Here is a 13,754-nt window from a genome sequence, read left to right as displayed (position 1 = left end):
GCGACGACGCGCCGTGCGCATCGGCCCACGGCATCGTCCCGGCGCCCCGCGAGAGGTTAGCCGGGGGTGACGGCACCCGGCCGTTCATCCTTGGGCTCGTCGATGTGGTTGGCGCCCGGGACCGGCTCCCGATTGCGGAGCGGTGCGGGCCTCCCTCGGGTGGGGCGGTGAAGCATTCGCAGGGCCAGTGCAAGGCTTTCTCCGAAATTGATGGTGGGGAGGTAGGCCCGGGTGACGGCGTTTCCGATAGGGGGCAGCGACGCCGCATCGGGATAGAGCATGTAAAGGGGTTCGTAACGGGGCTGGAATTTGGCCTTAAAGGCCAGCAGGGACCTGAACCCGTACACGGGTTCCAGAGTTGCGCCCAGCCAGTCCAGCAGCCGGTCCAGGCCGCCCGCCGTCTGCGGATCCGAGTGGGCGGCCAGGTCCGGTGACGTCACATTCGCCCGGGCCAGGGGCGCCCCGGACAGGCTGATAAAGCCACATCCTTCGTCCTTGAAGCTGAGTGCCGCGGAGGCGATGAGGAATTCTACGCCGGCACGGAATCCGGTGCTGCGTCGACGCATGTAATCCAGGGTCCAGCCCTCGATGGTCCCGTTGCGGTAGACAGGCAGCCAGGAGAGGACGGCGTGGACCCTGTGATGCCCGTCGATGGCAAGCAGCAGGCGGACATCAGGGTCGTTGAGTTCGTCCAGGCTGCCGAGGGTAAAGCCCATTTCGGGCATTTTCTTGTCCGCCACCCATTCTTCGGAGAGCTCCTGGATCTGGGCAAGGACCGAAAACGGTGCGGTGGCGTATGTCATCCACTCCGCGCGAATGCCGGCCTTCGCGGCGTTGTTCATGGCCGTGCGGATGTCCTGGAATTTCTTTCCCTTGAAGGACATCGAGTCCAGCGGCAGGACCGTCTCCTGAGCCACTTGAACTGACCGCCAGCCCAGCGACGCGGCGTGGTCCCGCAGGTCCTGGGGAACGGAGTAGAAGCACGGTGTCCACCCTTCCCTGATGCAGAAGCGGGTGAATTCCGCGAAGGCGTCCTCGCGGTCCGGCCCGGGACCGACCGGCACGCCCATGGTGAGGGCGATCCCGCCGATGACGCGGTAGGCGACGAAGCTCTCGCCCGTGGCGGAGAACCAGTAACTGTTGCCGGGCCAGGTCGTCATCCAGGACAACGAGCTGCCTTCCCGCGTTTTCAGTATGTCGCGGGCGCGTGCGGCGCCGGCGTTGTGCTGGATCGGGACCGGGCGCAAGAAAGTGTTCAACACTAGAACGGCGGTCGCGGCCCAGAAGATGACGCCGATGCCCTCGTACAGCAGAACCGCCGCGGTGCTTTGGGGAAAGAACGCCGGCGACACGTCCACCATGTATCCGAGCGCCAGGAATCGGTCCGGAATATCTGCCAACAGTTCGGCCGGTCCGGGAACGGGTGCGAAGCCGCCGGCAAGAGCCAGTCCGGCGAGCAGGTAGAACGCTCCAAGGGACGCTCCCACGGCAAGAACCCGTGACAAGAGCCGGGCGTATGTCCCCGACGGTGCCGCCACCAGGAAGAGCCTGCGCGTTAGCAGCAAGAGAATACTCAGGGCGATGGGCAGCAGCAACGGCACTATCAGGCTGAGCGGGTGTGCGTACCCCGATGCTGCGAACGCGCCGATCCCCTCCACGGCCGAGGTGTCCGGTGCCGCTCGCAGGAGAACCCCGGCAATGGTGATGCCAGCCAGCAGCGAGAGAGCGAGCTGGATTAGCACGGCGCCGGTCCACGCGAAGCGGCGGCCGCGGCGAAGGCCGTCGGCAAGCAGCAACAGCAGAAATGATGGAAGGATTCCCATGAAGATGCCGCCGGCTCCGGCGCGCAGCTGCAGGTGGGCGGCGGCACAGTCCTTGGCTGACCCCGGGTCGGAGCACAGGTTCTGGAGGGTCTGGGAGTCCACCGGCTGGATGTTGGTAAAGAGGAATCGCAGGACCGCCAGGGGGCCGGCGGCATGCGGGACAAGGCCAGCCACGACCGGGCCGACGGCCGAAACCGCCACCAGGAGCGAGATCAAGACACGGCCTTCATGCCGGGAGCTCACCGGGCGCCCGAACTTGGGAAGCCTGCCCAGCAGGATCGGACCCAGAAGAGCTCCGGTCGCTGCGGCGCCGAGCCTGACAAGGTGGGCGAACCCTCCGCTGTAGAGGGCGAGGAGTATCAGCAACGCGAAGACGACCAGGCGGACCCGGCGCCGCCACAGGGTTGGCATCATGGCGGTCCCCGCCATCAACGCCCCTGCGATCAGTGCGCTGGGCCCCAGGAACAGATGCCCGCTCATTTCCTGGGTCAAGCTCCTCAGCGTTTGCTGTGTCAGGGCCAGGAACCCCAAGGCTGCACCGATGCCCAGAACGTGTGAAGCCAGGCCTGCGGCGGCGAACTTCAGGCTTCCCATCCGAGGTTCCAGCGGAATGCCGACGGCGAGGACCAACGCCGTACCCAGCAGGTACCCGCCCAGGCTTTGTGCCCAGAACACACACGTCAGCACGGCCCACCAGTTCCCCGGCAGGGAGTGCGCTGTCGCCGCCAAGTGGGTCCGCAGGGAAGGGCTCGGGCCAGAGATCAGGCACGAGGAGAATGCTCCCGCAGCCCAGAACACCAGGACAAAGCCCACCGTCACCGGCGCGGCACGCAGCCTTTTCAAGGGCCCGGAAGCGAAAAATGGCGCGCTTGCGTGATCAGGCGGCAGCACGGTCACGAGGATTCCTTTCAGGGCGGCCGGCATCAAGGGAGACCCTGGAGCTGCCGGACGGATGCACGGTGCACCGGCTAACCGCTGTTCATGAGGGCCGGTGTCGGGAGCGTGCATCCTATTCAAGTAGAGGGCCGGAGCGCCGGAAGAAAAATTCGCTCCATCACCGGCGTCAAGTCTGGCTGCTATTGAGGACGCATCCGCTGACGTCGTCCAGGTAGCGCCCCCCGAGTTATGAGTTTCAGCAGCGGGCGCGCCCCTCGCAAGTCGACAACGAGCAGGAACTGGAACCAAATGCCAGCGCGATGTGCGACGATGCCTTTTCGTAGGCGCCGGTTTCGACCAAATACATACCTTCATTCTCCGATGCCTGGCTGGGAAAACCATGAGCCTCACTGAATAATCGACGGGAGCGGTTGACCTCCAACCGTGACACAAGAAACCTGGCAAAGACGCTCCCAGTTGGTTATCGACCGACACGGCTCGTGTGTCCCTGCCGCCCACTGCGTCCCAAGGCAATCCCGATTCGGACACTGGTGCTTTCGACTCCTGATCCTTCCGCCTTGGATGGCGTTCGCTTGGAGGACGTGATGAATCCTGCCCGAATACCAGCAGAGCGGCCTGGGGTACGGCCGGACAGAGCATGCCCCCTTCCTTCGGGGTCCGGGCGGATGATGCGCTGTCATGTTCAGGTAACGGTAGGGACTGTGAGGCACAATCACGGGATGACAGATTCCCGACAGCAGGACATTTCACGTATCGGCGCCGCGTCTGGGGTGCAGGAGGCAGGGGTGCCGGCCGGGGGAGGGGCTCGCGCACGCCGGGTCGGGGTCAAGGTTCCGGAAATCACGGCCTGGTTCTGGGTGGCAAAGGTGCTTACGACCGGGATGGGCGAGACCACGTCGGACTTTCTGGTCCATCACATCGAGCCTGTCGTGGCGCTGGGCCTGGGTGGGTGCGGCCTGGCTGCTTCGCTCGTTCTGCAGTTCGCCGTCCGCCGTTACGTTCCATGGGTCTATTGGCTGGCCGTGGTTATGGTCAGTGTTTTCGGGACGATGGCTGCCGATGCGGTGCACGTCGTGCTGGGCGTCCCGTACTTAGTGTCTACTGTGTTCTTCCTCTTCGCACTGTCAGCCGTTTTCCTCCTCTGGTACCGGTCCGAGAAGACCCTGTCGATCCATAGCGTGGACACGCGGCGCCGCGAAGGGTTCTATTGGATCGCCGTACTGGTCACGTTCGCCCTTGGCACCGCGACGGGCGACATGACCGCGTACAGCCTGGACCTGGGCTATCTTGCGTCGGGCGTCGTGTTCGCCGCTGCGATCGGGGTGGGCACCCTCTGGTATTGGCGTGGCTGGCTTGCGGCGATACCGTCGTTCTGGTTCGTGTACATCCTCACCCGGCCGCTCGGGGCGTCCTTCGCCGACTGGACGGCCGTATCCTCCGATCGGGGAGGTCTCGGCTGGGGGACCGGTCCCGTCAGCCTGGGCCTCGCCGCGTGCATCGCAGCAGTGGTCACCTACCTGTCAATCGCCGGCAAAAGAAACGCTGCCCGCCGCTTCGGCTAAAGAAGCTGCCCGTACCCCGGTACCGGGGCCGCCGGCGACTGGGCGGCCCTGACCCGTGCACACCCGCTGACACTGCGGCGGATGGACGGGATGCCTGGAAGTGCGGGGTCAGGGTTTGTTATTGAGGACGTCCTTGCCGAAGGGTTTCAGTCCGGGGGCCCCGGCGTAGCCGAGGCGGGGGAGGGAGAAGATGTCCTCGATGCTGGCGAGCAGGCTGTAGTGGTTGTAGGGGGTGTTCGAGGTGGTTCCGGCCTTGGCGAAGGGGGAGAGTACGAGGGCGCCGACTCTTCCGCCCGCAGTGCCGCCTGGCACGAGCCCGGCCGGTCCGGTGGTGTTGCCCTCGGATTCGTCGAAGGTGATGACGAGCATGCCGTCCTGTTTGTAGGCCGGGGAGTCAAGGATGGCGGGGACCTGTTGGCGGAGCCACGCGTCGGCGCTTTCCAGTCCGCCCTGGCTGCCGTCCACGCAGGGGCTGTCGTGACCGTCGTTGCACAGGTTGGGCGTGATGTAGGACAGATTGGGGGTCGTGCTAACGGACTTCAGGTCATCGGCGAGATGGGCGAAGTCCACGACGGTGCTTTGGCAGTCCGGGGACGAGGTAATTGATTCAAAATACACGAACGGGTTGTGGCGGGTGGCGTACTGGTCGCCAGCGGTGGCACCCTGGTGGTCGTCCTTGGCGCCGGGCGCCGGGTGCTGGCAGGGGCTCTGCATGTCCTCCATGTAGCCCTTCCAGGTCTTCCCGGCCGCACTGAGCTGCCCCGCGACGGTGGGGACTGAGGCCGGATACAGGCAACCGGTTCCGTGCACCTGGCCTGGTGCTGCGGTCCCGGTCTGCTGGAACGGGGCATAGGTCGGGCAGTCGTTCCGAGTCATCTCATTCGATGCCTGCCCGGAAATCTGGGCCAGATAGTTCGGGTTCGAATTGTGTGCGATGCCGTAGTAGCGGGAGAGCAGGACGCCCCGGGCGCGCAGAGTTTTGGACAGGTACTTCGCCGTCGAGCCCGTACCCCAGACCTTGTCGTAGCCCTTGTTCTCAAGGATGATCACGAACACGTGTCCCGGGGTCCCGGAGACCGGGCGGGCGGCCGTCGAAGAGGAGTTCGGGGCCGGGGAGGCCGTTGCAGTTCCGGTCCCGGTGGAGGGGGCGGGGCCGGGCGGCGGGGACTGGCAGCCCGCCGCTGCCAAGGCAAGGGCCGCCGCGACAATCAGCCACGGATACCGCCTCATGAGCTTCCGCCTACACTTTCCTGCGACATTCCGGCTCATCATTTCCGGCTTTCTCTACGGTCCGACCCGGCTGAAATCGGTGAACGGCTACTGCAACAGGATCGTCCGCATCATCAACCGGCAAGCCCGGGTCATACGTCGGCACGGCGCGGACACCGTCAGGTACTCGAACTGTTCCACAACAGATAGGGGAATGCCACGGAGAAACCTCGGAGTTCCTTGTGAAACGCCGGAGGCGCCGGAACCAAGTTGAAGGCCAAAAGCTATAACGCCCACTCCTAAGTGATAAGCCGGGCCGGCCGGGTTCGACAGCCAAGCGGCATCGTCTGTCGACGCGGAAACGGATACCCGTTAGGAAGCCGGTCAGTTAGTTCCGTAACGGTAGGAATCGGCAGACCTGGGAGAGTAGGGAAGGCCGTCTCCTACTTAGAAGCGATTAATCGTGGGGTGAACGCGGGGCAGGAGCCGCCATAGCAGACGCGCGCCGCCCTTGCTGTGTTGGCGACGAGTGCGATGCGGCCCGGCGCTAGTCCAGAGGCAGTGTTATCGTCACGCAGGTTCCTGCGGCGGCCGACGAATCGATGATCATTTCTCCGCCCGCAAGGCCTACGGCCGCTCGCATGAGGCGCAGTCCCATACCAGTGTGCCGACCAATCATGGCTGCCGGCACGTCGAAACCACTGCCGTCGTCGGTCACTTTGAGTTGGACGCTGTGGCTCAGACCTTGGGCTACGCAGCCGAGCCGGATCGTCACCATTGAAGCGTGGGCGAATTTGTAGCAATTGCTGAGGAGTTCCTGTGCCGCCCGGTACAGAAGAGTTGCGGATTGCCGGTCCACTTCCGTCCTGTGGTGCGGAGCCTCCAGGTGCACCGCGGTTCCGCGTTCGCGGAGGGGAATGGTCAATCGGTCGATTGCGCCGGTGACCCCGAGGGCATGGAAGTCGACCGGCTGCGTATCGGTGAGGACGCCACGTACGGCGACGACTTCATCGCTCAGTAGTGATTTCATGCTCATACTCTGCGCTTGCGTCGTTGCGATTTTCTTGTGCCGCGCCGAGGACGGTATACCTGGATTCCATCCGCCAGCGCCAAAAGGCTACATCCAGTGAACGACAAGAATGCCATGGGGGCCCGTGCGGCGCCGAGACGATTCATTCAGGGGCGTCAGGCCGGAACATAATGCGGCTTGCCGAGTCGCCCGGACGGGCAAGGTGAAGGGCAATTGGCGCCCGGGACTCTGACAGGGCTGCATATCGATTGCGCGGCCGGATTCGTGTTTCCCGCCCGACAGGTGACCGCCGCCGCCCCTGCGCGCGGACTCTGTCCCGTGGTCCTTCGCTGTCACTTTCGGGCAGACTCGCGGCCGAGATCCGGGCGGGACGGGCCCATGCCGACTCGCTGGCCGGGATGGCGGGCGCGAGGATCGCTGCCCTGGCCACGTCTACGCTGCCGGCCTCACCGCAGGGCACCCGCAAAGTCCGTTATGACGCCTCGATGGAAAAATTCGCTCTGACGGCCCGCGAACAGCTGACCTGCGGATACCACGTCCAATATTGCCGGGAACATTCAATGCCACAAGCTAGCCGTGGGTGGCGGCGACCACTACGCCGATGGCAAAATACGCGGCCCCGATCAGGCCTATTCCGCGGCCGCCTGACTGACGCCTGCCTATTCCGCGCATCATTGCTCTTTTCCCGCTGTGGGGTGTAAATCCAAAATACAGTCGCGTTGGGGTCATCCTGGGAGGGGGAGGGGCTTCCGTTCAGTCAGGCACCACATGAGCAGAGAATCTCGGTGCCGCGGCTCTCTCCCGGCGACATGGCTGAGCTAGCCGTCGTGGAGTCTGTCCGATTGACGTGGCATGGGCGCCGACAGTTGGGGGCATCTGCTTGTCCACGGGGCTACCGTGCAGGTCCGGAGTCTAGAATTCCTCCCTTGAAACCCGTACACCAGTTGCTGGTGCTCGGTCCGAGCGCTCCAAGCTTCCTTCCGGGGTAGCTTTCACGGGGAACGCGGTTACCTTCATCAGCCTGTACTTGGCGGCGGGCGCGCCGACACCCCTGCTTCCCTTCTACCAGGAGCGGTGGAGTTTTCCCGCGGCCGTCCTGACCCTGGCGTTTGCCGTCTACGCAATCGGCTTTCTTGTGGCCATGCTGACCGTCGGTTCACTTTCGGACCATGTCGGCCGGCGGCCCGTGCTGATCGGAGCACTCCTCGTCCAGCTCCTGGCGACCGTGACGTTCCTCGTGGCGCCCGGCATCGGCTGGGTGATCGCCGCCCGAGTCCTGCAGGGCCTCGCCACCGGCGCCGCCACCAGCGCATTCACGGCCACCCTCAGCGGATTCATTGCGCCCGCAACGGCTGCAGTCGTGGCTGTAGCCTCCGGGCGGCTCAGCCCCCGGCGTGGAATGACCATCGGGATCTACGCCTCCATCGCCGGAACCATCGGCGTCGTGACCGGCGTGCTCGCCGGAAGCCTTGCGGTCATGATCACCGGGCTGGTCATCACGGGCATCGGCTTCGGGGCAGCGTTTTCCGGATCAATGCGCCTGATCGTGCCGCTGGCCGGCCCCCAACAGAGAGCAGGAATCGTCGCCGCAATCTACGTTGTCGCCTACATCGCGTTCGGCCTGCCCGTCATCATCGCTGGCCAGCTCGCTGCCCCGCTGGGCCTCATGCCGACTGTTGCCGGATATGGCGGCGCTACAGTCGCCCTCGCCCTGATCAGCCTGATCTCGCAGTTCCGCACCGGCCGGGGCCCTCATGAGTGAAAAGCGGTCAGAGTGACCGGGGGCCGGACCCTGCGTGGACCTTCCCGTCTCAATCCCCGGCCGCTAGGCTTCTGGGAAACGATGTGGCCACGCGTGGATTCTTGGCTTGCCCGTGGCTCCTTGGCGGGCCCCTCCGCTGCTCAGGAAAGGTTTCTCATGCCGGACTCCAGTGTCGAAGGGATCGCACGCTCGTACATCCAGGCCGTTGGCTCCCACGATGTGAACGCCCTGGAAAACCTGCTCGGTGAGGATCTCGTGGCGACGTTTGCTGGCGCCACCTTCGACGAGGCCGGGTGGACCACCGCGCTCAAGCGCCTTCTCCCGGCGCTGGTCCGCAACGAGATCCGGGAAGTCTTTACCGGGCAGGACCGTGCCTGCGTCGTGTATGACTTCATCACCGATACCGCTGCTGGTGCCGTGAGGTGCATCGAGCTGCTCACCATCAACGCTGGCAAGATCCGCGAGATCGAGCTTGTCCTGGACCGGGTTGCCTTCGCCCCCGTCAACGAGGCCCTGAAGGCGCGGGTGCCGCCAGCCCAATAAAGGTCACGGCCGGCGGGCTGGGTGCGGCAAAAGGGGCCGCAGAAAATCTCCCTTCGCGCGCTAGGCGACGTTGGTGCCGGTGTTGCCTGGTCCGGCATTCATTGCCGCGGCCAACAGCCGGTCGAAGCTGGCAGTCCCGTTCTCGGGAGGGACTACGGTAAAGACCGCAACCCACTTCTCGGGGACATGTTTCTCCAGCGTTGAGGCCTTGGCAACATGCAGGTTTAGCCCGGGCACGCCGCTGACAACGAGCGGAAGTTTCTCGCCGCTCTTGGCCATGTGCCGAAATTGCCTGACCGACAGTTGGTCGCCCGGGCTGCTCGTTACCTCGGCGATGGTTTCATTGATCCTCTTGGTCAGCCCCCGCATGAATTTTCTCTGGGTCATGACTGAACGCAGCGTCAGAAGCGCGGCGAAACAGACGGTAAACAGGACCAGGGCACCGAAACTTCTGAGGCCGGACAGGAAGATCATCAGGAAGAGGCACAGGATCAAGCCCAAAATACTGGACATGATGAACTTGGCCACGGTGTTTTCGCCCGGTTGCTTTTTCCAGCGAACAAGAACGACGGTGTTCTTGCGGGGCTGATCGCGCCTTGAAATTTCCATGATTAGTAGCCCTTCACTTCGATCAGCGCTTCGGCCAGGATGATTGCCTCGCGTGCTTCCTTGAGATCGCTCAGCAACCCCATGTCGGGAATGGCTCCCGTGGCAACGGGGGAGCCGGCGAGTTCAGAAAAGATGGTGGTCAACTCTTGGCGGTCCTGTGACAGCATCCGGGACGACGTCAGCTTGATTCTGCTCAGCTCAAGCTCCAGCAGCGACTTGTCGATGGCCTCGCGGCGCCCTTGAATGACCGCGAGTTTTTCCGTGACCCGCTCGACCCGGCCGCGGAGCATCGATTCCATCTTTCCCGCCACGATGTGAAGCTCGCACAGCGCGGTGTAGGACTGCGGCGACCCGGAATGCGCGGCGAGCTGCTGGCTGACGTAATGCCGACGGCGCTCCCATTTCCGGACAGCTGACTCATATGGTTCCAACAGCAGCGAGACGGCCTCCAGGGCCTTGTCCAACGACCCGGCCCGAGTGCTCAGGCTGGTTGTGGCGGCGTCCAGCCTCGACAGGAAGGCGTCGTAATTGTCATGGGGCTGGTCAGCGGTATTCACAGGCCACTCGCGCGCGGCGGCGCGATTCCCCTCGCCGGAAATTGCCCCCATCCTTCATGGCAAGAGAATAAGCGTTCCGGGCCCGATGGCATAGGGTGCGCCCGTGGATCCCGACAATTTCTGGCCTGCTACCCGCACAGCGCCCGGTCAGCCCGGGGGGAACAGGGGATCCGCGTGTTGAAAGGAGTCCGGGTCATGGACTCGGGCGGCTTGGGGAAGGCAGCGGCGGGGTAGTACCCGGCAACCTGCAGCATGTAGTTAGCCCATTGCGGACCGGCGAGCATGTACCCGTCAATGGCCTTGTAGAACTTGCCGTTGACGGTGACGTTCTGGCCGGGGCGCTTTTGACCTTCCAGGGCGTCGCCGAAGAAGGACGCGGTGGCCATGCCGGTGGTGTAGCCCACCACCCAGGTCGAGCCGTTGGTATTGGACGTGCCGGTCTTGGCCGCGACAGGAAACCGGTCGTAGAGCTTGGGCTTGATGTAAACGCCGGACCCGCGCTTCAGCACGTCCTGCAGCACGGAGTTCACGCCGCGGGCGACCTCGGGCTTGAACGCATCCCGGCAGGAGCTGCTCTCGGCCGGAAGGTTTCGGCCGGCCGCGTCGGTGACGGCCACAATGGCGATCGGTGCGCAGTACCTGCCGTCATTGGCGAATGTGGCAAAGGCGTTGGCCAGATTGAGCGGCGCCACGCCAATGGCACCCAGCAGATTGCCCAGCTGGTGCATGTTTATCCGGGCGTTGTCCACGCCGCTGTGTAGCCCCGCGGCATCGACCATTTTCTGGATGCCGCAGAAGTCGAGTTGGGAGGCCTCTGCGAAGGTGGCCGTATTGATGGAGTTATACAGCCCGTAGTCAACGCGCATGCGGCGGTAGTATCCGGCGTCGTTGTTCTGGAGGTCGTCCGCCGCGCCGAGGCTCTTCTCCCGCGAGCTGTAGGCACCGAGTACCCTGCCGCAGCTGGATCTCCAGCGAAACCCGAGCGGATAGGAGCGGCGGGAGGCGTCCACCACGGCGCCGAGGGATTTGCCCTCGTTGAGCCATTCCGCGAACGTGAACGGCTTCATGGTGGAGCCCGGCTGGAACCCGCCGGCGCCGTTCAGATCGTTGCCGTTGGCGTCCTTGGAATCGACATTGAAGTTCAGCTGGGTATCGAATTTTCCGGGAGCCGGCAGGAAGACGGTGTTTTGGGCCATCGCCAGGATCTTGCCCGTTCCGGGAACGATCGAGACCATCGATGCGCCCCATTTGTCCGGGTTGGCCCCGGCCGTGGCATCCACCTGCGCCTGGGCCGCCAGTTGGAGCCGGCTGTCCAGGGTGGTCGTGATGGTCAGGCCGCCGCGGAACAGCTTCCGCTCGCGCTCGGCGACTTCCGCACCGTATGCGGGGTTGTTGAGGATGAGGTGGGAGACGTAATCGCAGAAGTACGGTGCCAATTCCGCGCCGGCGCATCCTTGCATCCCGGGAGTGATCTTTAGATCCACCGGGGCGGCGACGGCGGCATCATGCTCCGCCTGCGAGATAGCCCGGGAGCTGAGCATCCTGGCGAGGACCTGGTTGCGCCGCTGGACGGCGTTGTCCGGGTGGACGGCGGGGTTGTAGAAGCTGGGGCTGTTCACGAGGCCGGCGAGCAGCGCAGCCTGCGGCAGGGTGAGGTCCTTGGCTGTGGTGTTGAAGAAGTAGCGGGACGCGGCCTCAATGCCGTAGGCGTCGCGGGCGAAGAACACGATGTTGAGGTAACCCTCGAGGATCTGGTCCTTGGTGTACTTTTTCTCCAATTCGACGGCGAGCTTCATCTCGCGAATCTTGTCGGCCATGCTCTTCTGTCCGTTGAGGACAATTTGATCGCCCCTGTCCGCCGAGACGAGGGATTCATTGAGCACGTTGGTGACGTACTGCTGGGTCAGTGTGGAGGCGCCCTGCCTGCCGCCAGTGGTCAGGTTGGACACCACGGCCCGGAGAATCCCCTGGGGGTCCACGCCGGCGTGCTCGTAGAAGCGGCGGTCCTCGATCGCGACGATCGCGTTCTTGATGTACGGGGACATCTGCTCAAGCCGGACCTTGACACGGTTTTCCGCGTAGAAGGTCGCGATCGGCTTTCCATCCGCGGTGAGCACCCGGGTGGACTCCGACGGCGGATCTACGGTCAGTTCCGACGGAAGGCTATTGAACAGTTTGATCGAATCGCTGACGGCGACGCCGGTCGCGGCCACGGTGGGCACCAGGAGGCTGGCCGCCAGTACGCCGCAGACCGCGCTCGCGGTGAAGAAGCCGAAGAGCCCCCAGAGGGTCCTGGCCAGTTGGGAGCGGGTTCGGTTCCTCGGCGCCATGTTCGCTCAACGGGTCAGGTCAACGAGTCGATAGCGACGGTGATCGCCAGAAGGAGCGGAACGTCCTCGCCCTCCATGACTTCCACGCCGTAGGACTCACGCACGCGGAACCATTTCTTGGAGATGGTCGCGATTGTGTCGCCGTCACGTTCGATCTTGTATTCGTGGTCAACGATGTTGCCGTGCGCCTTCAAATCGGCGCCGTCCTTCACATCGATGGCGAAGCGGTCCCGGAGCCCGACCAGTGCCTTGTGGACCGTCGCCGCGGTGTCCCCGCCGCGCTCGACGGAGACCTTGTCCCGGATCGAGAGTTTGCGCTCCTGGATGCGCGCCACCTCGTTTCCCGAGGCGTCCTCCAGGACAAACGTGTCACGGACACGGACGGCCTTGCCGTTGACCTTGTAGGCACGTCTGCCCTGGTCGTCCTCGATCCAGAAATCGTCCCCAATCGAGAGCAGCTTCTCGCGCATCTGAAACCGCTGGGCCGCGGGTTCGTCATGCCTGTGCCGTAAAAGTCCCATGCCCTGACCATAGAACCCGATCGCCGGGCGGCGCCTCACCCGAACCGGGTGGTCCCGGGGGAGGCGCCAGGGAGACGACACAACCGGTCAGCTGGCCGGGATGACCAGACCCTTGAACTTGGTCTGGATGAAGTCCTTCATGTCCTGCGAGGTCAGGATCTTGTACAGCTTCTGCACGCGCGGGTCATCCTTCATCTCGGCCTTCACGGCCAGCACGTTGTAGTAGGCGCTGTCCTTGCCCTCGACCAGCAGCTGCTTGTCCGCGCTCAGGCCAGCGGGAAGGGCAAAGGCCAGAGTGACGATTGCCGCGTCCTTGTCATTGAGGGCCTGCGGGAGGCTGGCGTTTTCGATTTCCGTGAACTTGAGGTTCTTCGGGTTCGCCTTGACGTCCTTGAGCGTGATCGGGTTCTCGGTGACCTCGATCAGCCCTTTGGACGCCAGCAGTTTCAGGGCGCGGGACTCATTGGTGGGGTCGTTGGGGATGGCGACCGAGGCGCCGTCGGGAAGCGCCGAAAGATTGGCCACATCGTTGGAGTACAGGGCCATCGGCGGCAGGTACACCTTACCCACGCTGACGAGGTTCTTGCCGGCAGCCTTGTTGTAGGTCTCCATGAACGTGGTGTTCTGGAACAGGTTGGCGTCGATGTCGCCGTCGCTTACGGCCGGGTTGGGCGTGTTGTAGTCGCTGAACTCCTTGTACTCCACGGTCAGGCCCTGCTTGGGGGCGAGTTCGCGCTGGACCTGCTTGAGCATGTCCCCGGCCGGCACGGCCAGGGCGCCGACCTTGATGGTCTCGGCCGGTGTGCTGGAAGCGCCCGCGCCGCAGGCGGACAGGGCGAGGATGGCGGCCGCACCGGTTGCGGCGGCCTTCAGGATTTGTGCACGGAACATGGGAACTCTTTCGCAGAACG

Annotated in this window: 12 protein-coding genes; 4 read left to right on the top strand and 8 right to left on the bottom strand. The window is 64.2% G+C overall.

The window, feature by feature from the left end; genetic code table 11:
* Window positions 1-56 precede the first annotated feature (56 nt).
* Window positions 57-2,720, bottom strand: a complete 2,664-nt coding sequence (locus AC1DDO_RS04565; protein WP_476971519.1) for a rhomboid family intramembrane serine protease — start codon at window positions 2,718-2,720, stop codon at window positions 57-59.
* Window positions 2,721-3,439: 719 nt separating this feature from the next.
* Here AC1DDO_RS04565 and AC1DDO_RS04560 point away from each other — a divergent pair.
* Window positions 3,440-4,282, top strand: a complete 843-nt coding sequence (locus tag AC1DDO_RS04560) for a COG4705 family protein (protein ID WP_476971518.1) — start codon at window positions 3,440-3,442, stop codon at window positions 4,280-4,282.
* Window positions 4,283-4,390: 108 nt separating this feature from the next.
* Here AC1DDO_RS04560 and AC1DDO_RS04555 read toward each other — a convergent pair whose 3' ends face one another.
* A complete protein-coding gene (locus tag AC1DDO_RS04555) occupies window positions 4,391-5,512 on the bottom strand; it encodes an alkaline phosphatase family protein (protein ID WP_476971517.1) in 1,122 nt (373 codons plus the stop codon).
* Window positions 5,513-6,038: 526 nt separating this feature from the next.
* Entirely contained in the window at window positions 6,039-6,521 is a 483-nt protein-coding gene (locus AC1DDO_RS04550) for a sensor histidine kinase (protein WP_476971516.1), read from the bottom strand.
* A 248-nt stretch (window positions 6,522-6,769) separates the two neighbouring features.
* Between AC1DDO_RS04550 and AC1DDO_RS04545 the strand changes: the two genes are divergently transcribed.
* From AC1DDO_RS04545 to AC1DDO_RS04535, 3 genes are all read left to right on the top strand, one after another.
* Complete coding sequence (locus tag AC1DDO_RS04545) at window positions 6,770-7,222, top strand: glutamate-cysteine ligase family protein (RefSeq protein WP_476869391.1); 453 nt, start codon at window positions 6,770-6,772, stop codon at window positions 7,220-7,222.
* A 314-nt stretch (window positions 7,223-7,536) separates the two neighbouring features.
* The gene (locus tag AC1DDO_RS04540; protein ID WP_476971561.1) at window positions 7,537-8,283 is read left to right on the top strand and encodes an MFS transporter; all 747 of its coding nucleotides are present in this window, start codon (window positions 7,537-7,539) and stop codon (window positions 8,281-8,283) included.
* A gap of 156 nt (window positions 8,284-8,439) precedes the next feature.
* On the top strand, window positions 8,440-8,826 hold the full coding sequence (locus AC1DDO_RS04535) for a nuclear transport factor 2 family protein (RefSeq protein ID WP_476869392.1): 387 nt from the start codon (window positions 8,440-8,442) through the stop codon (window positions 8,824-8,826).
* A gap of 60 nt (window positions 8,827-8,886) precedes the next feature.
* Here the strand turns inward: AC1DDO_RS04535 and AC1DDO_RS04530 are convergent, their stop codons facing one another.
* From AC1DDO_RS04530 to AC1DDO_RS04510, 5 genes are all read right to left on the bottom strand, one after another.
* Complete coding sequence (locus AC1DDO_RS04530; protein WP_476869393.1) at window positions 8,887-9,435, bottom strand: hypothetical protein; 549 nt, start codon at window positions 9,433-9,435, stop codon at window positions 8,887-8,889.
* A gap of 2 nt (window positions 9,436-9,437) precedes the next feature.
* Window positions 9,438-10,043 (bottom strand): hypothetical protein, encoded by a 606-nt coding sequence (locus AC1DDO_RS04525; RefSeq protein WP_476869394.1) that lies wholly within the window; start codon window positions 10,041-10,043, stop codon window positions 9,438-9,440.
* Between the two features lie 77 nt (window positions 10,044-10,120).
* A complete protein-coding gene (locus tag AC1DDO_RS04520) occupies window positions 10,121-12,322 on the bottom strand; it encodes a transglycosylase domain-containing protein (protein ID WP_476971515.1) in 2,202 nt (733 codons plus the stop codon).
* Between the two features lie 14 nt (window positions 12,323-12,336).
* Window positions 12,337-12,843: an LURP-one-related/scramblase family protein gene (locus AC1DDO_RS04515; protein ID WP_441408814.1), complete on the bottom strand. Its 507-nt coding sequence runs from the start codon at window positions 12,841-12,843 to the stop codon at window positions 12,337-12,339.
* An 87-nt stretch (window positions 12,844-12,930) separates the two neighbouring features.
* Complete coding sequence (locus AC1DDO_RS04510; RefSeq protein WP_476971514.1) at window positions 12,931-13,734, bottom strand: MetQ/NlpA family ABC transporter substrate-binding protein; 804 nt, start codon at window positions 13,732-13,734, stop codon at window positions 12,931-12,933.
* Between the last annotated feature and the right edge of the window lie 20 nt (window positions 13,735-13,754).

This window comes from Arthrobacter sp. 10N43, assembly GCF_056394525.1.
The sequence above is the reverse complement of the archived record's forward strand: the minus strand, read 5'-3'. Positions and strand labels throughout refer to the sequence as shown.

Coding starts and splice junctions, on each gene's coding strand:
- AC1DDO_RS04560 (WP_476971518.1), top strand. CDS start 3,440: ATGACAGATTCCCGACAGCAGGACATTTCACGTATCGGCGCCGCGTCT.
- AC1DDO_RS04555 (WP_476971517.1), bottom strand. CDS start 5,512: ATGAGGCGGTATCCGTGGCTGATTGTCGCGGCGGCCCTTGCCTTGGCA.
- AC1DDO_RS04550 (WP_476971516.1), bottom strand. CDS start 6,521: ATGAAATCACTACTGAGCGATGAAGTCGTCGCCGTACGTGGCGTCCTC.
- AC1DDO_RS04535 (WP_476869392.1), top strand. CDS start 8,440: ATGCCGGACTCCAGTGTCGAAGGGATCGCACGCTCGTACATCCAGGCC.
- AC1DDO_RS04530 (WP_476869393.1), bottom strand. CDS start 9,435: ATGGAAATTTCAAGGCGCGATCAGCCCCGCAAGAACACCGTCGTTCTT.
- AC1DDO_RS04525 (WP_476869394.1), bottom strand. CDS start 10,043: ATGGGGGCAATTTCCGGCGAGGGGAATCGCGCCGCCGCGCGCGAGTGG.
- AC1DDO_RS04520 (WP_476971515.1), bottom strand. CDS start 12,322: ATGGCGCCGAGGAACCGAACCCGCTCCCAACTGGCCAGGACCCTCTGG.
- AC1DDO_RS04515 (WP_441408814.1), bottom strand. CDS start 12,843: ATGGGACTTTTACGGCACAGGCATGACGAACCCGCGGCCCAGCGGTTT.
- AC1DDO_RS04510 (WP_476971514.1), bottom strand. CDS start 13,734: ATGTTCCGTGCACAAATCCTGAAGGCCGCCGCAACCGGTGCGGCCGCC.